This window comes from Micromonospora sp. NPDC023644 (assembly GCF_040640115.1).
Taxonomy (GTDB): Bacteria; Actinomycetota; Actinomycetes; order Mycobacteriales; family Micromonosporaceae; genus Micromonospora.
Map to the genome: position 1 here is coordinate 77032 of NZ_JBFABA010000006.1, position 21917 is coordinate 98948.

Sequence of the window (21917 nt, forward strand, 5' to 3'; positions counted from 1 at the left end):
GAGCGAGCCGAGACCGGGGGGTCGGGCCGGGTGAGGTTGGGTCAGCCGGCCAAATGGGACCAGTGGGGTTCCAGGTCGCGCCAGGGGCCCTGGGCGGCGACCGTGCCGGAGCGGAGGACCACGACGTGGTCGGCCCGGACCAGGGCGGCGCGCTTCGAGGTCGAGCCCACCACGGTCACCCCGTGCTCGCGCAGCGCCTGCCACAACGCCAGCTCGGTGGTGACGTCCAGCGCCGAGGACACGTCGTCGGCCACCAGCAGCTCGGTACGCGGGGCGAGCGCCCGGGCCAGCGCGAGGCGCTGCAACTGCCCGCCCGAGAGCCGGGTGCCCTTGTGCCCGATCAGCAGCCCCAGCCCGCCCCCGGCCGCCGCCAGGTCGTGGTCGAGCTGGGCGGTCGACACCGCCGCCGCGGCGTCCACCTGGTGGCCGAGGGTGATGTTGTCCGCCACCGTGCCGGAAAGCACCCGGGGCAGCTGGCCGACGTAGCCCACCTGATGGGGGCGCAGGAACAGCTCCGGCTCGGTGACGGGATCGCCGTTCCAGGTCAGCCGGCCGGTGTGCGGCGCGATGCCGGCCAGCGCCCGCAGCAGCGACGACTTGCCCGAGCCGACCGGGCCGACCACCAGCACCAGCTGCCCGCGTTCCACCGTCAGGTCGACGTCGCGTACGGCCACCGTCCCGTCGGTGTGCCGGACGCCGAAGCCGGTCAGCTCCAGCCGGCGCAGCGGGTGCCGGGGCGGCACGACGGGCGCCGGGGCGGTCCCCGCGCCCAGGTCCACCTCCGGCACCGGCGCCGAGTACGCCTCCACGCCGGTCATCGCCACCGTCCGCCGGGTCCACACCCGCGCCGACGGGATCTGCGAGATCAGCGACGCCGTCGTCCAGGCGAACCAGCGGGCGGCGGCCAGGGTGGCGACCGCGACCAGCGTGGCGCCGGCCGACAGGTGCCCGGCCAGGAACAGCGCCCACGCGCCGATCGGCAACAGGCCGCTGACCAGCGACGGGGTCGACCGGGACCAGACCTGCACCGAGATCTCCCGGCGTTGCCGGTCGCTGCGGACCACGTCGAGGTCGGCCAGGTGGGCCAGCACCGGGCGGGTGGCCCCGGCCAGTTTGACCGTACGGGCGGCCGACAGCGAGGAGACCAGCGCGGTGGCGAACGTGGCCCGGGCCGCGACGGTGGCCCGCGCGGAACGTTCCAGGTTGGGGCCGAACAGCGTCGCGGCGAGCCCGGAGACCAGCATCGTGCCGGCGAAGAAGAGCCCCGGCACCACGCTGCCGGTGACGGCGGTCATCGCGACCAGGAGCAGGAGCGAGATCCCCTGGTCCATCAGGTTGTCGGCGAGCTGCACCACCCGCTCGGTGTCGCCGCCCTGGGCCACCACCTCGGCCGGCGTGTGCCCGCTGACCCGGCGGGGCCCGGTCTGGCCGTGCACCAGGCGCAGACTGATCCGCAGCATCTGCCGGACCCACCACTGCGGGAACCACCGGCCGGTGAGGTACGGCACGGGCAGGGTCACCAGCAGGCCGGCGACGATCCCCAGCGCCGGCTTCCACGGGTCACCGGCGCCGTCGACCAGGTCGGCCCAGAGCCAGGGCAGCACCGGCCCGTCCAGCCCGAGGATCACGAGCAGCAGGAAGAACGAGAGCGAGGCCAGCCCGTACCGCGCGTCGTTGACGCACAGCCGCAGGATCTCCCGCAGCCCCCGCGGGGACGTCGGGGCCGACTCCCCGGGGTCGCCGGATCCGCCCCCGCCCGCCCGGCCGTCGGCCGACCCGGCCGGCGGCGCGACCGACGCCTCCGGCGCGGGCACGGCCGGCGCCCCCGTCGAAGGCGGGACGGTCGGCGGGGCGGCCTCGGCCGGGACGGTGGGCGGCCACGGGTCCGAGGGGCCGGTCAGCAGGTCCAGCCCGCCGGACCGGCCCCCCGGCGCCGCGTGGGCGTACGCGGTGGCGTGGCTGGTGGCGAGCAGCTCGGCGAAGCGTTCCGAGGAGTGCAGCGGCCCGGCCTCGACCACCGCGCCGTCGGCCATCACCACCACCTCGTCGCAGCGGCGCACGGAGGAGAGCCGGTGCGCGATGACGACGCCGATCCGGTCGCGCAGCAGCCGCTCGGTGGCCCGCTGCACCCGCGCCTCGGTCACCGGGTCGAGGCGGGCGGTGGCCTCGTCGAGGATCACCACGTGCGGGTCGCGCACCAGGATCCGGGCGAAGGCGACCAGCTGCTCCTGGCCCGCCGAGAGCACGTGCCCGCCGTCGCCCAGCCGGGTGTCCAGGCCGTCGGGCAGCTCGGCGATCCAGCCGTCCAGCCCCAGCTCGCGCAGCGCCTGGGCGGCGGCGTCGAGCAGGTCCGGGTCGAACAGCGCGACGTTCTCGGCGAGGGTCCCGGCGAGGATCTCGGTGCGCTGGGGCACCACGGCGACCCACCGGCGCAGCGCCTCCACGTCGAGGTCGCACACGTCGTCGCCGGCCAGGAAGACCGTGCGGGGCGGCACGTCGACGGCCCGGGTCAGCACCTTGGCCAGGGTGGACTTTCCGGAGCCGGTCCGGCCGACCAGGGCGTACGAGCGGCCCCGGGTGAAGGTCAGGTCGACGTCGCGCAGCGCGGGACCACGCCCGTCGTCGGCGCCCGCGTAGCGGAAGGTGAGGCCCCGCACCACCAGGTCCCCCTCCGCCGGGGCGGCCCCGCCCACGGGCTCCTGCGGGGAGTTCGCCAACAGCTGCACCCGGCCCCACGCGCCGAGGGCGTACTGGAGTTCGGGGACCATCCGGCTGACGTGCTCGACGGTCATGCCGAATCCGATGGCGAGCAGCCAGACCGCGGTGAGCCGGGCGCCGTCGACCCGGCCGGTGACCAGCGCCCACGCGCCGCCGAGCACCACGGCCGCGATCCCCACCCGGATGACGCCGGCGGCCACGGTGGTGACCTCGGCGGACATCCGCCACACCCGCACGCCGCGGCGGAGCACCTCGGCGGCCCGGCGGGCGTAGAGGCGCAGCACGTACGGCCGGGCCAGGCTGGTGCGCACGTCGTCCTGCCCGTGGATGGCCTCCTCCATCACCGCGGCGAGGTCGGACCAGGCCTCCTCCTCGGCCATCCGGGCCGGGCCGATCCGCGCGGTGGGCTTGCGCAGCCCGGCGGCCAGCAGCACGGAGAGCAGCAGCATCCCGACGCCGGCCGGCCACCACACCGCGAGGGCGACGACGGTCGACAGCACGCCCGCCGCCAGCCCCTGGGCGATCCGCACGCCCTGGCTGCGCAGCGCGGCGGCGACCTGGTAGACGTCGCCGTCGATGCGGTCGAGCAGTTCGCCGACCGGGGTGGTCTCCAGGGCCGGTAGGTCCTGCCCGAGCGCGACCCGGCACAGCCGGCGCCGCACGTCGGCGGACCAGTCGGCGGTCAGCCCGGCCATCAGCAGGCTCACCGCGAGGTCGGTCAGGACGGCGGCGACCAGCGCCACGGCGAGCAGCGCGAAGAACCCGGTGGCGCGGTGCACCAGCACCGGGCCGGCCAGCGCGGCGGCGGCGGCCTGGCCGCCTGCGCCGAGCACGATGAGGCAGGTCACGATCGCCATTCGGCGGGGCGAGGTGGCCCACAGGTCCCGGAGCAGACGCATGACGGAGTCCCTTCCGAAGACCGGGGCGGAGCATCCAGCCTGGCCGGTGGAGCCGGCCCGCTCAACGCATTTACCGCTCGTTCACCTGGTCCGATGCCGGCGACGAGGGCCACGCCGACCGGTGCGGACGCCGGGGCCGGCGGGTCAGAAGAGCACGGTGGCGAGCGTGCCGACCGGGCGGAAGCCACAGCGCTCGTAGACGCGGCGGGCCGGCAGGTTGAAGTCGTTGACGTAGAGGCTGACGGTCGGGGCGACCCGCAGCAGCGCGTCACGCACCACCGCCGCCATCGCCGCCGACGCGATGCCCCGGCCCCGCCAGTCGGGGGCCACCCAGACGCCCTGCACCTGGGCGGTCCGCCGGGTCACCACCGCCAGCTCGGCCTTGAAGACCACCTCACCGTCGACGAACCTGGCGTACGCCCGCCCGGTCCGGACCAGGTCGGTGACCCGCCGCCGGTAGCCGCGCCCGCCGTCGTCGGCGAGCGGCGACACGCCCACCTCCTCGGTGTACATCGCCACTGCCGCCGGGAAGAGCCGGTCGATCTCGCTGGCACGCACCCGCCGCACCTCCGGGTCGGCCCGCAGCGCCGGCAGCGCGTCGGTCGCCAGCAGGGGCTGGTTGGGGCGTACGTCCCGGGCCGGCCCCCAGACGGCGGAGAGCCGGTCCCAGAGGCCGAGCACCGCGTCGGCCCGGCCCACGATCGACGAGCAGAGCCGCTCCTCGCCGGCGAGCAGGTCGGCGTAGGCGGCGACAGCCGGCTCGGTGGCGAGCACGGGGGTGACGTTGCCGCCGAGCCAGCAGATCGACTCCAGGTTGCGGCGGCTGCCGTAGCCCAGCACCCGCCCCTCGGCGCGCCACCAGGCCAGGCCGCGCGCGGTGATCCGCTCGGCGACCTGCGCGCCCGCGAACGGGTCGAGGTCGAGCAGCCGCTCGACCGCGCGGCGCTCCGACTCCCCCAGTTGCCGTACCGGCACCGTCAGCACGGATACCAGCCTGCCAGATGCGCCCCGTGCCGCGCCGGTCGAGTGACGAGTGGGACTACGACACCGTTGCCGGTCGGGGCACGGGGCGCGACGGCGCGACGGGTCAGTGCACGGTCACGGTGGCGCCCGGGAGCAGGTCGCGCAGTTCCTCGGGCAGCTCGGCGCCCATCTCGTCGGCGATGCGCAGCGCCTCCTCGATCAGCGTCTCCACGATCTGCGCCTCGGGCACGGTCTTGACCACCTTGCCCTTGACGAAGATCTGGCCCTTGCCGTTGCCGGAGGCCACCCCGAGGTCGGCCTCGCGGGCCTCGCCCGGGCCGTTCACGACGCAGCCCATCACCGCGACCCGCAGCGGCACCGGCAGCCCCTCCAGGCCGGCGGTGACCTCCTCGGCGAGCTTGTAGACGTCGACCTGGGCGCGACCGCAGGACGGGCAGGAGACGATCTCCAGACCCCGCTCGCGCAGCCCGAGCGACTCCAGGATCTGGTTGCCGACCTTGATCTCCTCCACCGGCGGCGCCGACAGGGAGACCCGGATCGTGTCGCCGATCCCCTCGGCCAGCAGCGCGCCGAAGGCCACCGCCGACTTGATGGTGCCCTGGAAGGCCGGGCCGGCCTCGGTGACGCCCAGGTGCAGCGGGTAGTCGCACTTCTCGGCGAGCTGGCGGTAGGCCCGGATCATCACCACCGGGTCGTTGTGCTTGACCGAGATCTTGATGTCGCGGAAGCCGTGCTCCTCGAACAGCGAGCACTCCCACAGCGCCGACTCGACCAGCGCCTCGGCGGTGGCCTTGCCGTACTTGGCGAGCAGCCGCTTGTCCAGCGAGCCGGCGTTGACGCCGATCCGGATCGGCACGCCCGCGTCGCCGGCCGCCTTGGCGATCTCCTTGACCTTGTCGTCGAACTGGCGGATGTTGCCCGGGTTCACCCGGACCGCCGCGCAGCCGGCGTCGATGGCGGCGAAGACGTACTTCGGCTGGAAGTGGATGTCGGCGATCACCGGGATCTGCGACTTCTTCGCGATCGCCGGCAGCGCCTCCACGTCGTCCTGGCTGGGCACCGCGACCCGGACGATCTGGCAGCCGGACGCGGTCAGCTCGGCGATCTGCTGGAGCGTGGCGTTGACGTCGGAGGTGAGGGTGGTGGTCATCGACTGCACCGACACCGGTGCGCCCCCACCGACCGGGACCGAGCCGACCATGATCTGGCGGCTGAGCCGACGCGGGGCGAGCGGCGGGGGCGGCACGGCGGGGATACCGAGACTGACAGCGGTCACTTCAGGCACTCACCTTGAGAAGAGCGTGATCGGGTTGACGACGTCCGCGGTGATGGTCAGCAGCGTGAACACGCCACCGATCAGGATCACCGCGTACGTGAAGGGCATGAGCTTTAGGTAGTCCACGCGGCCGGGGTCGGTGCGGCCGATCCGGGCGTAGAGCCAGGAGCGGGCCCGCTCGAACCAGGCGATGGCGATGTGCCCGCCGTCGAGCGGCAGCAGCGGCAGCAGGTTGAACACGCCGATGAAGAAGTTCAGCGAGACGAAGAGCATGAAGAACAGCAGCCAGGCGTCGTTCTCCACCGCCTCGCCGCCGAGCCGGCTGGCGCCGACCACGCTGATCGGGGTGTCGATGTCCCGTTCGCCGCCGGTGATCGCCGTCCAGAGGGCCGGGACCTTCTGCGGGATGCGCTTCATCGCCTCGAAGGTGTTGACGGCCATGTCGCCGGTGAAGTCGGCGGTCGCGCCGAACGCGCCGACCGGTCCGTACGTCACCCGGGTCGGGGTGCTGGGGACGAGGCCGACGCCGAGCGCGGCGACCGGGGCGACCTGGCCCTTCGGGTCGTCGAGCGGGGGCCGCTGGGTCTGCGCGAGCACCGTGCTGGCCGTGGCCGGCTGGCCGTCGCGGACGTACGCGATCTGCGCCGTGTCGCCCGGCTTGAGGGCGCGCAGGGTGGTGAGCAGCTGCCCGTAGTCGTTGATCGGCGTGCCGTTGATCGCGGTGATCCGGTCGCCGTCGCGCAGCTGCGCCTGGGCGGCGGGGCTGGCGGGGTCGGCGGTGGTGCACTCGCGCAGCGTGTTCTCCGGGACCACGCACTTCGACAGCTGGATGACCGCCGGCTCCTTGCGGATCTCGGCCTCGGTGCTCGGGAACTTCGGGTTGGGCAGGCCAGCGGAGACCGCGATGATCCAGAGGGCGATCAGGGCGAGGGCGAAGTGGGTGATCGAGCCGGCGGACATCACGATCGTCCGCTTCCACACCGGGTAGCGCCACATCGCGCGCGGCTCGTCGGCCGGGTCGACGTCGTCGTCCTGGGGGGTCATCCCGACGATCTTGCAGAAGCCGCCGAGCGGGATGCCCTTGATGCCGTACTCGGTCTCGCCCCGCTTGAACGACCAGAGCGTGGGGCCGAAGCCGACGAAGTAGCGGGTGACCTTCATGCCGAAGGCCTTGGCGGTGAGCATGTGCCCCGCCTCGTGCAGGCTCACCGAGATGAGGATCGCGAGGGCGAAGAGCACCACCCCGAGCAGGTACGCCATCAAGCTCCTTCCACCGAACCCGCGATGATGATCTCCTGCGCATGCGCGCGCGCCCACGACTCCGCCGCGAGCACGTCCTCGACGGTACCCGGTTCGTCGAAATCGGGAGCGTCCTCCACCACCCGCCGGAGGGTGTCGACGATGCCGAGGAAGGGCAACCGGCCGGCCACGAACGCGGCCACGCACTCCTCGTTCGCCGCGTTGTAGATCGCCGGGCGGCAGCGTCCGGCCTCGCCGGCGGCCTTGGCCAGCGCGACCGCCGGGAACGCCTCGTCGTCCAGTGGCGCGAACTCCCAGGTGTGGGCCTTCGTCCAGTCGACGGCGGCGGCGGCGTCGCCGACCCGGTCGGGCCAGCCGAGGCCGAGCGCGATCGGCAGCCGCATGTCCGGCGGGCTGGCCTGGGCGAGGGTGGACCCGTCCACGAACTCGACCATCGAGTGGATCACCGACTGCGGGTGCACCATCACGGCGATGTCGGCGTACGGCACGTCGAAGAGCTCGTGCGCCTCGATCACCTCCAGCGCCTTGTTGACCATCGTGGCGGAGTTGATCGTGACGACCGGTCCCATGTTCCAGGTCGGGTGGGCGAGCGCCTGCTCCGGCGTGACCCGCGTCAGCTCGTCACGCCGCTTGCCCCGGAACGGGCCGCCGCTGGCGGTGACGACCAGCCGCCGCACCTCGCTCCGGGCGCCGCCGCGCAGGCACTGCGCCAGCGCCGAGTGCTCCGAGTCGACGGGGACGATCTGCTCCGGCCGCGTCACGGCGGCCTTCACGAGGGAGCCGCCGGCGACGAGGGACTCCTTGTTGGCCAGCGCGAGCGTACGCCCGGCGCGCAGCGCGGCCAGGGTCGGCGCGAGCCCGAGCGAGCCGACCACGCCGTTGAGCACGACGTCGCAGGGCCACTGCGCCAGCTCGGCCATCGCGTCCGGGCCGGCCACGATCTTGGGAAGCTTGAAGTCGCCGGTGGCCCAGCCGCGCCGGCTCGCCTCGGCGTAGAAGGCGAGTTGGAGGTCCTGCGCGGCGGAGGCCTTCGCCACGCCGACCGCGTCGACCCGCAGTTCGAGGGCCTGGGCGGCGAGCAGCTCGACGTTGCCGCCACCGGCGCCGAGCGCGACGACCCGGAACCGGTCCGGGTTACGCCGCACGATGTCGATGGCCTGTGTGCCGACCGAACCGGTGGAGCCGAGCAGGACGAGTTCCCGGGGCGAAGTCACCGGGCCATTCTTCCCCACCATCGCTGTGCCCCCGCTGGGAGCCTCAGCCTCCCGCGTCGGCCTGCCCCTCCGGCGCCTCCGCACCTTCCCCGGGCACCTCCGCACCGTCCCCGGGCGCCTCCTCGTCGAGGAGGTCGGCCGGGTCGACGGCGAACGCGAACGGCTCCGTCATGGAGAAGGTGCTGCCGGCCGCCGCCGCGCTCAACGGCTGGTACTCCCCCTCGGTCAGCCCGAACAGGGCGATGGTCGGCACCCGGTTGCGCAGGTCGACCCGGAGAAAGAAGGGAACACCGGCGGCGGCGTACTCGCGCGGCCGGTCGATCACGTCCTTGCGCCGGTTACCGGGTGACACGATCTCGCCCAGCAGGACCGCCTGCCCGATGTCGACGGCTGGGCGGCCCCCGCCGGAGGAGCGGAGCACGGCTACGTCGGGAATGAAGAGGTCCTTACCCGAGATCACGTTGATCTCGGGGTAAGCCCATAGGCCCGCCCTGCGGGCGGCACGGTGCAGCAGATAGGGCAGTTCACGTTCCACCGACTGGTGGTCGATTCCGGCGTGCGGGGTCACGATCACGCTTCCGCTCAGGACCTCAACCTTGGGGCCGTTGGTCTCCGGCAAGAGGTCGAGGGCGAGCTGGGCGGTCCACGGCTCGTCGCGCCACCGCAGCACGTCGAACGACGGCTCGGTGGGCTGCGACGCGGGTTCGGTTTGCTGCGGCGCCGGCTCGGGCGCGAACGCTGCCTGGGCCATCCGGGCTCACCCCCTCAGCGGGACATTCTGCTCAACTCAGCCTAGCCGCCGCAGCCCCCACCGCACGGGATCGCACACCGGGTCCGACGCCGTCCGGCCGTTTCTGGCGTCGACGCCCTCGCGCAGCCCGAGCTCGGCACGGAGGGCGGACCGAGCTCGGCACGGAGGGCGGACCGAGCTCGCAGCTTTCTTTCAATACATCGATCGACGTGGTTGAATTCCGTCATGCGAAGAGGTCTCGTCTGGCTGGCGGCCCTGCTGGTCGCCGCCCCACTGCTCGTCAGCCCGGGCGTGGCCCAGGCTGCCACCACGACACCGTCGCTCGTCATCGCCAGCGACTTCCCCGACCCCGACGTCGTCAAGTTCGGCGGCACCTACTACGCGTACTCGACGAACAACGGCCACGGCAACGTCCCGGTCGCCACGGCCAGCTCGCTGACCGGAGCGTGGACCAGGCGGCCCGACGCGATGCCGACCCTCGGCGCCTGGGCCAACGGGGGGCTGACCTGGGCCCCCGACGTGTCCCAGCGGGCCGACGGGCGGTACCTGCTCTACTACACCGCCCGCAGCCGGGCCACCGGCCGGCAGTGCCTGGGCGCCGCGCTGGCCACGTCGCCGCTCGGCCCGTTCACCTCCGTCGGCACCCAGCCGCTGGTCTGCAACGCCGGCGAGGGCGGCGACATCGACGCGGCGAGCTTCACCGACAGCACCGGGCTGCGTTACCTGCTCTACAAGGACGACGGCAACGCCATCGGCCAGCCGACGAGCCTCTGGCTGCAACAGGTCGCGGCCGACGGGGTGACCCTCCAGGGCGCCCGGGTGGAACTGCTGCGCAGCGGACGCGCCGAGGAGGGCGGCATCATCGAGGCGCCGGTGCTGACCAAGGTCGGCGCGCAGTACGTGCTCTTCTACTCGCTCGGCGGCTACGGCGGCGACGGGTACCAGACCAGCTACGCCACGTCGACCTCGCTGACCGGCCCCTACACCAAGGCGTACCGCTCGCTGATGACCACGGCGTCGCTGGACTCGGCCGTACGGGGGCCGGGCGGCGCGGACGTGGTGCGCGAGGCGGGCGGCGACCACATCGTGTTCCACGGCTGGATCAACAACTACTCCGCCCGGGGCATGTACGTGGCGGCGCTGGGCTGGGCCGGCGGGAACCCCGTGGTGCGGGGCAGCCGGGTGCGGTACGAGGCCGAGCGCGGCGGGCTCAACCGGTGCGCCGTGCGCGCCGCCCCGAACACGTCCCAGGGACAGGTGGTGGCGTACATCGACCACGCGGACAGCTGGGTCGAGGTCACCGTCTTCGCGCCCCGGGCCGGCGGGTACCGCGCCCACGTCGCCTACGCCGCCGGCTACGGCGACGCCCAGCACACGCTGACGGTCAACGGCGCGAACCCGAAGGTCGTCACCTACCCCGACACGGGCTGGGACGTCTGGCGGCAGGTGGGCGTCGACGTCACGCTCAACGCGGGCTTCAACACGCTCCGGTTCACCCACCTGAGCCGCTGGGCGGAACTCGACTTCGTCGAGGTCGCGTAGCCCGCGCCGGGAGCGCGTGGAGATCTTGGTGGGAAGGTGCCCCTCCAGGGGCCGCTTCCCACCAGGATCCCGACGCGGAGCGGGGTTCAGGCCCCGGCGGCGGTCAGCACGAAGGTCTCCAGGGACTCGCCGCCGTACCAGTCCGAGCGGCGGCCCACGTGGGTCATCCCGAGCCGGCGGGCCACCGCCATGGACGCCTCGTTGCCGGGCGCCACGACGGCGTAGACCTCCCGGGTGCCGGCGGCCAGTTCGCGCGTCGCCACCGCCCGGGCCGCCTCGGTGGCGTACCCGTGGCCCCACGAGTCGGGGTGCAGGTGCCAGCCCACCTCGATGTCCTCGGTCGGCACGCCCTCGTCCCGCCCGGGCAGCGGCTTGAGCAGCACCGTGCCGGCCACCACGCCCGTGTCGCGCACCTCGATCGCCCAGGTGCCGTACCGGCCGCCGTGCCCCGCGTGCCGCTCCCGCCACATCGCGAGGCGGCCGGCGGCCTGCGCCGGGGCGGTCAGCGGCAGGCCGGGCGCGCCCAGCCAGCGGGTGACCTCCGGCCGGGAGTAGATGTCGAAGAGCCGGGCCAGGTCGGCCGGCTCGTCGGTCCAGTCCCGCAGCACCAGGCGCTCGGTGGTGAGAACGGTCATGGCCGGTGATCATAATGCGTGGCGGGGGGCGGTACGGGGAATGAAGCCGCGATGGGCGGCGGATGGCAACGGGCGAAGCGGGTCACCAGTGCGGCGTTCCGCCCGCTGCGGGGTCGGGACCTGTCCCTGCACGCCGCCGCCATCACCTTCTACGGGGCGATCGCCGTGGTGCCGGTGGCCCTGCTGGCGATCTGGCTGACCTCGCTGCTGGCGGGAGCCGAGCGGGTGCGCCGGCTCACCTCGTACGCCGTGGAGACCCTGCCGGACGCGATCGGCGCGCCCCACGCGGTGCAGGCGCTGGTCGAGGCCGGGGTGGGGCTGACCCCGCTGCTGGCGTTGGCGTCGCTGCTGCCGGCGTCGCTCTACGGCGAGGGGCTGCGCCGCGCCTTCGTGTCGGTCGCCGTGCCGCGCAGCGACGAGTCGCTGGTCGGCTGGCGGGGCCGGCTGCTGCTGCTCCCCCTGCTGGCGCCGGCCCCGGCCCTGCTGCTGTCGATCCTGCTCGCGCTGCCCACGACCACCGGGCTGGTCCGGCAGGGCGGCTGGACCGGCGCGCTGGGGGTGGTGCTGTCGTTCCTGGCGGTCTGGCTGGTGCTCACCCCGGTGCTGCTCTGGGTGTTCCGGGTGGTCGGCCCGGCGTCGCCGGACTGGCTCTCCGCGCTGGGCGTCGGCTCGTTCACCGCGGCCAACCTCTCCGGCTTCCTGCACGGCTTCGTGCTCTTCGCCTCGCTCCCGATCGACCTGGGGGTGCCGTTCGGGGGCTTCGACGAGATCGGCGCGGGGGTGGCGGTCCTGCTCTGGCTCTACCTCTTCCACGTGATCGTGCTGGCCGGCTACTCCGCCACCCTCGCCCTCTCCTGCTGGCGCAGCACCCGCTCCGGGGCCGCCGGCCCGGGGTCGTCGGACTCCTTGATGCCGAAGCGGCGGTAGACCCGGGCCAGCGGACCGGGGGCCCACCAGTTCCAGCGACCGAGCAGCCGCATCGTGGCCGGCACCAGCAGCGCCCGGACCAGCGTCGCGTCCACCACGATCGCCACGATCATGCCGATCCCGATGAGCTTGATGTACGCCATCTCGCCCGTGGCGAAGCCGGCCACCACGATGATCAGCAGCAGCGCGGCGGCGGTGATGATCCGCCCGGTGTGCTGGAGCGCGGTGGCCACCGAGGCGGTGTTGTCGCCCGTACGGTCCCACTCCTCGCGCACCCGGGAGAGCAGGAACACCTCGTAGTCGGTCGCCAGCCCGAAGAGCACGGCGAGCATGAGGATCGGGTTGCTCGGTTCGATGAACCCGGTCGGGGTGAAGCCGAGCAGGTCCGCGAAGTGCCCGTCCTGGAAGATCCAGACCACCACGCCGAACGACGCGCCGATCGACACCAGATTCATCAGCACCGCCTTGACCGGCAGCACCACCGAGCCGAAGGCGAGGAAGAGCAGGACCAGGGTCGCGGCCGCCATCAGCAGGGCCATCCAGGGCAGCCGGTCGGCGAGGCCGTCGATCAGGTCGAGGTCGACGCCGGGCCGGCCGCCCACGAGCACCTCGGCGTCGGCCGGCGGGGGCAGGTCGCGCAGCGCCCGGACCACGTCGTGCGCCGCGTCGCCGGTCGGCTCGCCCGGATAGGTCACCGTCAGCAGCGTCGACGCGCCCCGGTTGGCCGCCACCTGCACCCCGGTCACGCCCGGCACGGCGGCCACCCGGTCGGCGAAGGGCTGCACCTGCTCCGGGGACGCCCCGGAGACGAGCACGTCGATCGGCGCGATCGTGCCGCCGGGGAACTCCGCGGCGATCCGCTCGGACACCACCCGCGGCTCGGCGCTCGCGGGCAGCACCCGGTCGTCGAACCCGCCGAACTCCATCCGCAGGATCGGCGTGGCCAGCAGCAGGAGCAGCACGGTCACCCCGACCAGGTAGCGCACCGGGCGGCGCATCACGCTGTGCGCGATCCGGGCCCAGGCGCCGCCGGTCTCCCCCGCCGCCGGCCGCTTCCCGCGCGCCCCACGCCGCCACGGCAGCGGTACGCGCAGCGCGTCGATCCGGTGGCCGAGCACCGCGAGCAGGGCCGGCAGCACGGTCAACGCCGCCAGCATGGCGACCAGCACGGCGGCCATCCCGCCGAGCGCCATCGAGCGCAGGAACGCCTGCGGGAAGATCAGCAGGCTGGACATGGCGAGCGCGATGGTGAGCCCGGAGACCAGCACGGTCCGCCCGGCCGTGGCCATGGTCCGCCGGATCGCGGCGGCGGTGCCGTTGCCGGCGGCCAACTCCTCGCGGAACCGGCTCACCACGAAGAGGGCGTAGTCGACCGCCATGCCCAGACCGATCAGGGTGATGACGTTGATCGCGAAGACCGACACGTCGGTGACCATGTTGACCAGCCGGACGGCGACGAACGCGCCGAGGATGGCGAGCCCGCCGATCAGCAGGGGCGTGGACGCGGCCACCAGCCCGCCGAAGATCAGCACGAGCAGCACGAGCAGCACCGGCATGGAGAGGAGTTCCGCGCGGGTGATGTCCTCGGTGGTCTGGGTGTTCGACTCGTGCAGGGCCGCCGTCGCGCCGCCGATCTCGGTCCGTACGCCGGGGGCCGCGAGGGCGGGCCGCAGCTCCTCGTACGCGGCGGCCTTGTCGTCCTTGTCGGCGGCCCGCAGCTGGACCAGCGCGTAGGTGGCCCGGCGGTCGGTGGAGAGCAGCACGGGGGCCTGGGTGTCGTACCAGGTGGTGACGCTGGTGATCTCCGGGCGCTCGCGCAGCGCGGCGACGGTGGCCGCGACCGGGTCGCGGAAGGCGGGCTGGTCGACCGTCGGCCCGTCGCTGGACCAGAGCACCACGAGGTCGGCGCCCTGCGGCCCCAGCTCCCGGGTGATCCGCTCGGCGGCCCGGCTGGACTCGCTCGCCGGGTCGTCGAAGCCGCCGCCGGTCAGCTGCCCGAAGACCCCGACGCCCCAGGTGGAGCCGACCACGACGAGCACCAGGGCGGCGGCCAGCACCGCCCAGCGCAGTCGCACCACCATGTGTCCCCACCAGGCGAACATTCGCCTTCCCCCTCCACCGACGGCTAGGCTGTGACCATCGCTCATTTGAGTGAACGCCGTTAACTATCGCAACGGCGGTCGATTCGGTCAAGGGAGTCAGCCGGATGGGCGCACCGAGCCGACGGGAACGCCTGCGCTCGGCGACAGTCGCCGAGATCAAGGACGGGGCGCGGCGGCTGCTGGTGACGGGCGGCGTCGACGCCGTCTCGCTGCGGGCCATCGCCCGCGACATGGGCATGACCGCGCCCGCCATCTACCGCTACTTCCCGAGCCTGGAGGCGCTGGTCGCGGCGCTGGCCGGTGACCTCTACGACGAGCTGCGGCTGCTGCTGGAGGCGGCCCGGGACGAGGCCGGGGCCGATCCGGTCGACCAGCTGCTGACCATGTCCCGGGCGTTCCGCGCCTGGTCCGTGGCGCACCCCGCCGAGTTCGGGCTGATCTTCGGCGCCCCGGGCCCCGGGCGGAACGCCTTCGTCGACGGCTGCGTCGACCCGGACCATCCCGGCGCCCGCTTCGGCGCCGTCTTCATCCAGCCGATCCTCGACCTCTGGCGCCGGTCCCCCTTCCGCACCCCGCCTCCCGAGCTGCTCCGGCAGCGCCTGGGCGGGCGGCGACTGGAGCCGCTGCGGCTCAGCCACGGCGAGGTGCCTCTCGAGGTCGCGTACGCCTTCCTCTCCGGCTGGACCCGGCTCTACGGGCTGGTCGCCATGGAGGTCTTCCACCAGTTCGACTGGGCGGTCACCGAGGCCGAGGCGCTGTTCGAGCTGGAACTGGAGATGTTCACCGCCCAACTGCTGGCCGACCCGCCGACGCGCGACGACGCGCTCCCGACGGGCGAGGACCCGCCGCCGACGGTCGAGGACCCGCCCCCGGCCTTCCCGACGGGCGACGGCCCGCCCCCGGCGTTCGGAGCGGCGAAGGGCTGACCGGCGGCGCCCGCGGGCAGTAGGCTCCCCCGGCATGGGTGACGAGCTGCCGACCCGGGCCGACGTGGTGATCGTCGGCGCCGGGCACAACGGTCTGGTGTCCGCGATCCTGCTCGCCCGCGCCGGGCTCGACGTGCTGGTGCTGGAGGCGGCCGACGTGATCGGCGGGGCCACCCGCACCGAGGCCCCGTTCCGCAGGGTGCCCGGGCTGCGCCACTCCACCGGGTCGTACCTGCTCGGGCTGATGCCGCCGGAGCTGCTCGCCACGCTGGACGTGCGCATCCCGGTGCTGCGCCGCGACCCGCACTACTTCCTGCCCACCCCGGGCGGCCCCGGCTCGCCGTACCTGCTCTTCGGCAGCGACACGGCGGCCACCCGGGCGCAGCTCGCGGAGTTCTTCTCCCCCGCCGACGTGGCCGCCGACGATGCCCTCCAAGCCGAGCTGGCCGCGCTGCGCGACGACCTCGCCCCGGCCTGGCTCGCCGAACCGCTGCCCGTCGAGGAGACCGCCGAGCGGCACGTCCGGCCGGCGCTGCGGCGGGTCTTCGTCGACCTCGTCCGCGGCTCGGTCGCCGACCACCTGGCCCGCTTCGACTTCCGCTCCGAGCTGCTGGTCAGCATGTACGCCGTCACCGACGGCCTCTCCGGGCTCAACGCCGGCCCCGACGACCCGGGCACCGGGCACAACTTCCTCGTGCACAACATGTGCCGGCTGCCCGGCTCCGACGGCACGTGGATGATCACCGAGGGCGGGATGGGCACCGTGTCGCGCGTCTTCGCCGACGCCGCCCGGGCCGCCGGCGCGACGATCCGCACCGGCACGCCGGTCAGCGCGATCACCCTGGACGGCGGAGCGGCCGGCGGAGTGGTGCTCGCCGACGGACGGGAGGTCACCGCCCGGGTGGTGCTCGGCGCCTGCGACCCGTACCGGCTGATGGACCTGCTGCCCGACGGCGCGCTCCCGGCGCCGCTGGCCGACCGGATGGCGGCGGTCCGCCGCCCCGGCACCACGCTCAAGCTCAACCTGGCGCTCACCGGCCTGCCCCGCTTCTCCTGCCTGCCCGGGGACGCGCCGAGCCCGTTCGGCTCGACGATCCACCTGCTGCCCGGCTCGGAGTCGCTGACCGGCGGGGGCGGCGAGTCACCGATGGCGGCGCTGCGCGCCATGTGGGCGGACGTCCAGGCGGGGCGGCTGCCCGACGAGCCGACCATCGAGTGGTACCTGCACACCACCGTCGACCCCTCGCTGTCCGACGGCCGGGGGCACCACTCGTCCGCGCTCTTCGTCCAGTCGGTGCCGTACGAGCTGGCCGGCACCACCTGGGACGAGGCGCTGCCCGGCTACGTCGACCGCCTCGTCGCGATCTGCGAGCGGTACGCCCCCGGCACCGGGGACCTGATCGCCGACGCCGTGCCGTTGCCGCCGCCCGGCATCGAGGCGCACTTCGGCATCACCGGCGGGCACATCCACCACGTCGACAACACCGTCTCGTTCACCGACCGGATGCCGTACGCCACCGGCGTCGACGGCGTCTACGCCGGCAGCGCGGGCTGCCACCCGGCCGGCAGCGTCATCGGCGCCGCCGGCCACAACGCGGCCCGCCGCATCCTCACCGACCTCTCCCGCTGACCATCCGCTCCCCGCTCCCCTGCTCGCCCGCCGCCCCCTCAGAGCGCCGATCATGCAATTGCGGTGCCCGATTCAGGCCACTCGGGACGGTTTTGTCATCCACCACCACTGCATGATCGACGCAGGAGGGCGGGAGGGGCGGGAGGGCGGGGCGGGGCGGGGCGGGGCGGGGCTGGTCAGGTCAGGGGTTGCCGGTGGGGGCGCGGGCGCGGGGGAGTCGTCCGTCAGCTGGCCGGCCCGCCCGCCGGGGCGGGGGTCTGCTGGTCGCCGGCCCGGTGGGCGCGGACCTTGTGGCCGACGCTGGTCAGGCAACGGCCGCTGGCCAGGTCGAACTTCCAGCCGTGCAGCTGGCAGGTGAGCTGGTCGCCCTCGACGATGCCGAACCGGGTCAGGTCCGCCTTCAGGTGCGGGCAGCGCCGCTGCACCACCCAGTCGCCGAGGGTGATGTCCTCGGCGTCGCTGGACCGCTCGTGCTCGTCGTACCAGCCCTCGGCGTACTGGAGGCGCTCGGTGGAGAGGCACTTGAAGAAGGCGTAGACGAACTCGTTGTACTGCCCGATCCGGGCCGCCGAGAAGCGGCAGGAGAGGAAGAGGGAGTTGACCCAGTCCACCTCGCCGATGTGCAGCAGGTGCTCGATCAGCGCCCGCTCGGTGCGGAACCGGTAGCGGACCTTCTCGTCGGCGTACGGCCGGACCTGCTTGCCCGGGAAGTCCACCACGATCGACTCAATCGTCTCGCCGCCCGAGTCGTCGGTGCCCACCAGGTCGAAGCGGACCGGGCCGCCGACCCCCTTGGCCAGGTAGATCGACTCCTCCAGCAGGGGCTCGACCCGGCGCTGCATCTCCTTGAGCACGTCCACCTCGGGGTGCCGCCAGGACGCCTTCTCGGCCTCGATGACCGGCCGCTTGCGCTCGCGCATCTCCTCCAGGTGGGCCACCTTGTTGGCGAAGAACTCCTCCACCGGCACCGGGTGGCTGGTCTCGCAGCTCTCGGTGGTGATCTCGGCGACGCTGCCCGGGAGCAGCACCACGCCGTTGGTGCCGCCGACCTTGGCGTACTCGCTCAGGAAGACCGACTGGTCGGGGAAGATGTTGCCCTCGTCGCCGTGGATGTCGTTGAACTGCCACAGCTCGTCGTCGAGGAAGCAGGGCGGGCCGGCGATCGGGAAGACGTGGTCGGCCTTCAGGTCGTCGATGTAGCGCCAGGTGCGGTCGAACTGCCGGTCCCGCTTCTGCTTGCCGAACGCCGTCTTCGCCGCCTGCGGCAGCTCGTAGACCATCGGGTACCAGATCGCGCCGGAGAACTGGAGCATGTGCGCGTGCACGTGGCCCAGCTCCGCGAAGACGCCCAGGTCGGTGGGGCGGGCGTCGTTCTGGTTGAGCAGCCGGACCCCCTCGTACTCCACCCACAGCGAGGAGTCGCCGATCGGGCCGTCGGTCGGGCTGGTCAGCGCCTGGATCATGATCTTCAGGCCGCCGTCCAGCTCCACGACCTGCTCGTTCGGCGCCTTCAGGAACTTGGTAAAGCCCAGCTCCCGCAGCTCGTCCTCCATCTCGGAGGTGGGGAACGCGGGCAGCAGCACGGTGGCCGACTTCGACACGAAGCGCTTCAGGTGCGCCGCGTCGAAGTGGTCCCGGTGCAGGTGGGAGACGTAGAGGTAGTCGACGTCGCCGAGGGCCTCCCAGTCGAGCAGGGAGTTGTCCGGAAACGGAAACCACGAGGCGAAATAGGCCGGATTGACCCACGGGTCGCACAGGATGCTGCCCGCGGCCGTGTCGATCCGCATGCTGGCGTGCCCCGTACCGGTCACTCGCACCGCAGTTCCCCCTCAAAACGACAAACAAGGTGTACGCCAGAAACGCTACCGGAGGGAGTCTGGCCACCCACCCGCGACGCCGGTAGTGCCGATGCGCCCGGGCGGATCCGGGACCTTGGTCCCCCGCTGCGGCCCTCGTACGTCCTGCGGGCCGACGCCCGCCCCGCCCGGGCGGATCGTGCGGTCCGCCCCATCGGTCGGACCCAGCGCCGGGCCCGGCACGGGGCGTGCCAGACTAACCGGAGATCCGATCGCGAGGGAAGGACCGACAGTGGCAGGAAGCGAGCCGGTAACGTCGCCAGACCAGCACAAGCCCGGGCACCGCAAATCCGGGCGGATCGGCGCGGTGGTCTCCGCGCTGGCCCTGCTGGCGATGCTCTGCGGCAACCACGAGGGCAGGGTCGAGAACATCTGGCTGGTCGGCCTGGCCGTGCTGCTGCTGCTCATCGTCCTCGGCGACACCGTGCTGCGGCGCAACGGCCTGCGGTCCTGACCGCACCCGCGTCAACCGGCGTCGCACCGGTCCGCGCGCCGGAGGTCACACGCACGAGGGCCCGCCCCCGACCGGGGAGCGGGCCCTCGCCGTACACGGATCAGCGGCCGAACAGGATGTCCTGCACGTCCTTGAGCGCGGCGTCGACCTCGGCCTCGAAGTAGCCGCCGGGCACCAGCCCGAAGCGCAGCGTGTCCAGCTCCTTCGGGTTCACCGGCATCGGGTTGCGCCCCTGCATGCCGCCCAGCAGGGTGTCGAAGAACCGGTCGACCTGGTCCGGGTCGTACCCGCTGCCGAACCGGCGCACCTGGAAGCTGCGACGGATCTGGTCGACGCGGTAGAGGTCGCTGCCGGGCGGGCCGGCCATCGGGGGGCCGGCCATCGGCGGCGGGCCACCCACCGGCGGACCCCCGACCGGCGGACCTCCGACCGGCGGGCCGGCGTTCGGTGGGCCGCCGAACCCCTGCTGCGGCTGCGGGGGCGGCCCGGCCGGTCCGCGGCCCCGCAGTTCACGCAGCTCCCGCTCGGGCATCCGGATCTCGGCGGTCATGTCGGCGCGGGCCCGCCGGCCGGCCTCGAACCCGTCGAAGCGCGGCTCGTCGCCGTAGCCACCGGGGCCGTCGTAGTTGCCCGGGCCGTCGCCGTAGCCGCCGGGGCGGTCGCCGTAGTTGCCGGGGCCGTCGCCGTAGCCGCCGCCCGGGCCGTCGCCGTACTTGGCCGGGCCGTCGCCGTAGCCACCGGGACCGTCGCCGTAGCCGCCCGGGCGGTCGCCGTAGTTGCCGGGACCGTCGCCGTAGCCGCCGGGGCCGGCGGGCAGGCCGCGCGGCGGCGGGGCGCCGTGGCCACCCGGGGCGCCCGGGCCCATCGGGCCGGGGCCGCCCGGGCCGCGCGGCGGCTCGTAGCCGCCCCGGGGGGCGTCGTAACCACCGGCGAAGGCGCCGGTGGGCTCGTCGTAGCGGCCGTAGCGGTCGGCGGGCGGGCCGGCCTGCGCCGGCATCGCCCGGGGCGGCATCGGCTGCGGGACCGGCGACATGCCGCGGTCGTCGCGCATCGGCGGGCCCATCCGGTCGGGCGGACCCATGCGATCGGGGGGACCCATGCGATCGGGAGCACCCATGCGATCGGGAGGACCCATCCGGTCCGGCGGACCCATCCGGTCGGGAGGACCGAGGCGGTCGGGGGGGCCGAGGCGGTCGGCGTCCCGGGGGTCGCCGCCGCGGCCGCCGGCGCCACCGCGCTCCTCCAGCTCGGCCAGCTGCCGCTCGACCCGGTCGAGGTGCAGGTCGACCTGCCACTCGTCGTAGCCGTTGAAGCGGACCCGGAAGACGACGTCGTGGACCTCCTGGGAGGCGACGGGGGCACCCACCGGCCGGCCGTCGAGCGTCGCCTCGACCCGGTCCAGGAAGGCGTCGACCTCGTCGACCTTGTATCCCCGGCGGAGCGCCTTACGCCGGAAACGCTGACCCTGACTCGCCACTATGTCTCCTGGTCTCGTTCGCTACGCCCGGTCACGCCTTCTCCCCGGCCCGGTCGGTGTCGGTGTCCATGTCCTCGGCGGCGGCGAGCTGCCCACACGCTCCGTCGATCTCGCGACCCCGGGTGTCCCGCACGGTCGTCGACACCCCGGCCTCGCGCAGCCGCCGGACGAACTCGCGCTCGACCGGCTTCGGGCTGGCGTCCCAACGGCTGCCCGGAGTCGGGTTGAGGGGGATGAGGTTCACGTGGGTCAGCTTCCCGGCCAGCAGCCGCCCGAGCAGATCAGCTCTCCACGGCTGGTCGTTCACGTCCCTGATCATCGCGTACTCGATCGACACGCGACGTCCCGTGCGGGCCGCGTAGTCCCACGCCGCGTCCAGCACCTCGGACACCTTCCAGCGCTGGTTGACCGGCACGAGTTCGTCGCGCAGCTCATCATCGGGGGCGTGCAGCGACAGCGCAAGGGTCACCGAGAGGTCTTCGCTGGCCAGTCGGCGGATGGCCGGGACCAGCCCCACCGTGGAGACCGTGATGTGGCGCTGCGACAGCCCGAGCCCCTCGGGCGCCGGGGCGACCAGCCGACGGATCGCCGCGACCACCCGGGAGTAGTTGGCCAGCGGCTCGCCCATGCCCATGAAGACCACGTGCGACAGGCGCGGCGGCGAACCCGCCACCGCGCCGGAGGCGGCCACGCCGGCCAGGTAGACCGCCTGGTCGACGATCTCGGCGGTGGAGAGGTTGCGGGTCAGCCCCGCCTGGCCGGTGGCGCAGAACGGGCAGGCCATGCCGCAGCCGGCCTGGCTGGAGATGCAGACCGTGACGCGGTCCGGGTAGCCCATCAGCACGCTCTCCACCAGCGAGCCGTCGTGCAGCCGCCAGAGCGCCTTGCGGGTCGCGCCGTCGTCGCAGGCCAGCTCGCGGACCGGGGTGAGCAGCCGGGGCAGGAGCCGGTCGGCGAGCTTCTCCCGGGTGGCAGCCGGCAGGTCGGTCATCTGCCCCGGATCGCGCACCAGCCGACCGAAGTAGTGGGTGGAGACCTGCTTGGCGCGGAACGCCGGCTCCCCCAGCTCGGTGACCAGGGCCCGGCGGCCGGCGAGGTCGAGATCGGCGAGGTGACGGGGAGGCATCGCGGGCCGCCGCCCGGGGGCGTCGGGGTCTGCGGGAATCAGGGGCAGGCTCGTCATGGCGCGTCCAGTCTGTCACGCCGGATGGCCGACACACCCGTCCGGAGGTGCCGAATCGCCCCCCGCCGCCCGGGCGGAACCGC

The 21917-nt window shown here is 73.7% G+C and carries 16 protein-coding genes; 5 read left to right on the forward strand and 11 right to left on the reverse strand.

The annotated features are described in order from the left end of the window. Nucleotides 1-41 precede the first annotated feature (41 nt). From AB0G08_RS07130 to AB0G08_RS07155, 6 genes are all read right to left on the reverse strand, one after another. Nucleotides 42-3617: an ATP-binding cassette domain-containing protein gene (locus tag AB0G08_RS07130; RefSeq protein WP_358084368.1), complete on the reverse strand. Its 3576-nt coding sequence runs from the start codon at nt 3615-3617 to the stop codon at nt 42-44. Between the two features lie 144 nt (nt 3618-3761). Then, on the reverse strand, nt 3762-4601 hold the full coding sequence (locus AB0G08_RS07135) for a GNAT family N-acetyltransferase (protein ID WP_358084371.1): 840 nt from the start codon (nt 4599-4601) through the stop codon (nt 3762-3764). A 103-nt stretch (nt 4602-4704) separates the two neighbouring features. Then, complete coding sequence (ispG, locus tag AB0G08_RS07140; RefSeq protein ID WP_358084373.1) at nt 4705-5877, reverse strand: flavodoxin-dependent (E)-4-hydroxy-3-methylbut-2-enyl-diphosphate synthase; 1173 nt, start codon at nt 5875-5877, stop codon at nt 4705-4707. A 9-nt stretch (nt 5878-5886) separates the two neighbouring features. Next, nucleotides 5887-7137 carry a site-2 protease family protein gene (locus tag AB0G08_RS07145; RefSeq protein WP_358084376.1) on the reverse strand — a complete coding sequence of 417 codons (1251 nt, stop codon included), beginning with the start codon at nt 7135-7137 and terminating at the stop codon, nt 5887-5889. Next, on the reverse strand, nt 7137-8351 hold the full coding sequence (gene dxr, locus AB0G08_RS07150) for a 1-deoxy-D-xylulose-5-phosphate reductoisomerase (RefSeq protein WP_358084379.1): 1215 nt from the start codon (nt 8349-8351) through the stop codon (nt 7137-7139). Before dxr ends, AB0G08_RS07145 begins: the two co-directional genes overlap by 1 nt. Nucleotides 8352-8394: 43 nt before the next feature. Further along, the gene (locus AB0G08_RS07155; RefSeq protein WP_358084382.1) at nt 8395-9102 is read right to left on the reverse strand and encodes a Uma2 family endonuclease; all 708 of its coding nucleotides are present in this window, start codon (nt 9100-9102) and stop codon (nt 8395-8397) included. 225 nt (nt 9103-9327) lie between these two features. Here AB0G08_RS07155 and AB0G08_RS07160 point away from each other — a divergent pair, with 225 nt between their 5' ends. Further along, on the forward strand, nt 9328-10644 hold the full coding sequence (locus AB0G08_RS07160; RefSeq protein ID WP_358084385.1) for a family 43 glycosylhydrolase: 1317 nt from the start codon (nt 9328-9330) through the stop codon (nt 10642-10644). Between the two features lie 86 nt (nt 10645-10730). On the opposite strand, the gene AB0G08_RS07165 is transcribed toward AB0G08_RS07160, so the two are convergent. Continuing rightward, nucleotides 10731-11279, reverse strand: coding sequence for a GNAT family N-acetyltransferase (locus AB0G08_RS07165; protein ID WP_358084387.1), 549 nt, complete (start codon nt 11277-11279; stop codon nt 10731-10733). A gap of 51 nt (nt 11280-11330) precedes the next feature. Here AB0G08_RS07165 and AB0G08_RS07170 point away from each other — a divergent pair, with 51 nt between their 5' ends. Beyond that, complete coding sequence (locus tag AB0G08_RS07170) at nt 11331-12206, forward strand: YhjD/YihY/BrkB family envelope integrity protein (protein ID WP_358084390.1); 876 nt, start codon at nt 11331-11333, stop codon at nt 12204-12206. Here AB0G08_RS07170 and AB0G08_RS07175 read toward each other — a convergent pair. Beyond that, a complete protein-coding gene (locus AB0G08_RS07175; protein ID WP_358084393.1) occupies nt 12110-14308 on the reverse strand; it encodes an MMPL family transporter in 2199 nt (732 codons plus the stop codon). The genes AB0G08_RS07170 and AB0G08_RS07175 overlap by 97 nt on opposite strands. 104 nt (nt 14309-14412) lie before the next feature. On the opposite strand from AB0G08_RS07175, the gene AB0G08_RS07180 reads away from it, so the two are divergent. Together AB0G08_RS07180 and AB0G08_RS07185 are read left to right on the forward strand one after the other, a co-directional pair. After that, nucleotides 14413-15234, forward strand: a complete 822-nt coding sequence (locus AB0G08_RS07180) for a TetR/AcrR family transcriptional regulator (RefSeq protein WP_358084396.1) — start codon at nt 14413-14415, stop codon at nt 15232-15234. A gap of 34 nt (nt 15235-15268) precedes the next feature. After that, the gene (locus AB0G08_RS07185) at nt 15269-16864 is read left to right on the forward strand and encodes an NAD(P)/FAD-dependent oxidoreductase (protein WP_358084399.1); all 1596 of its coding nucleotides are present in this window, start codon (nt 15269-15271) and stop codon (nt 16862-16864) included. Between the two features lie 224 nt (nt 16865-17088). Here the strand turns inward: AB0G08_RS07185 and AB0G08_RS07190 are convergent, their stop codons facing one another. Further along, the gene (locus AB0G08_RS07190; RefSeq protein ID WP_358084401.1) at nt 17089-18681 is read right to left on the reverse strand and encodes a Rieske 2Fe-2S domain-containing protein; all 1593 of its coding nucleotides are present in this window, start codon (nt 18679-18681) and stop codon (nt 17089-17091) included. A gap of 271 nt (nt 18682-18952) precedes the next feature. Here AB0G08_RS07190 and AB0G08_RS07195 point away from each other — a divergent pair, with 271 nt between their 5' ends. Next, nucleotides 18953-19174 (forward strand): DUF2631 domain-containing protein, encoded by a 222-nt coding sequence (locus AB0G08_RS07195; RefSeq protein WP_358084404.1) that lies wholly within the window; start codon nt 18953-18955, stop codon nt 19172-19174. Between the two features lie 100 nt (nt 19175-19274). Here the strand turns inward: AB0G08_RS07195 and AB0G08_RS07200 are convergent, their stop codons facing one another. Both AB0G08_RS07200 and rlmN read right to left on the reverse strand, forming a co-directional pair. Further along, the gene (locus AB0G08_RS07200; protein WP_358084407.1) at nt 19275-20651 is read right to left on the reverse strand and encodes a DivIVA domain-containing protein; all 1377 of its coding nucleotides are present in this window, start codon (nt 20649-20651) and stop codon (nt 19275-19277) included. 31 nt (nt 20652-20682) lie between these two features. Beyond that, complete coding sequence (gene rlmN / locus AB0G08_RS07205; RefSeq protein WP_358084409.1) at nt 20683-21834, reverse strand: 23S rRNA (adenine(2503)-C(2))-methyltransferase RlmN; 1152 nt, start codon at nt 21832-21834, stop codon at nt 20683-20685. Nucleotides 21835-21917: the final 83 nt, after the last annotated feature.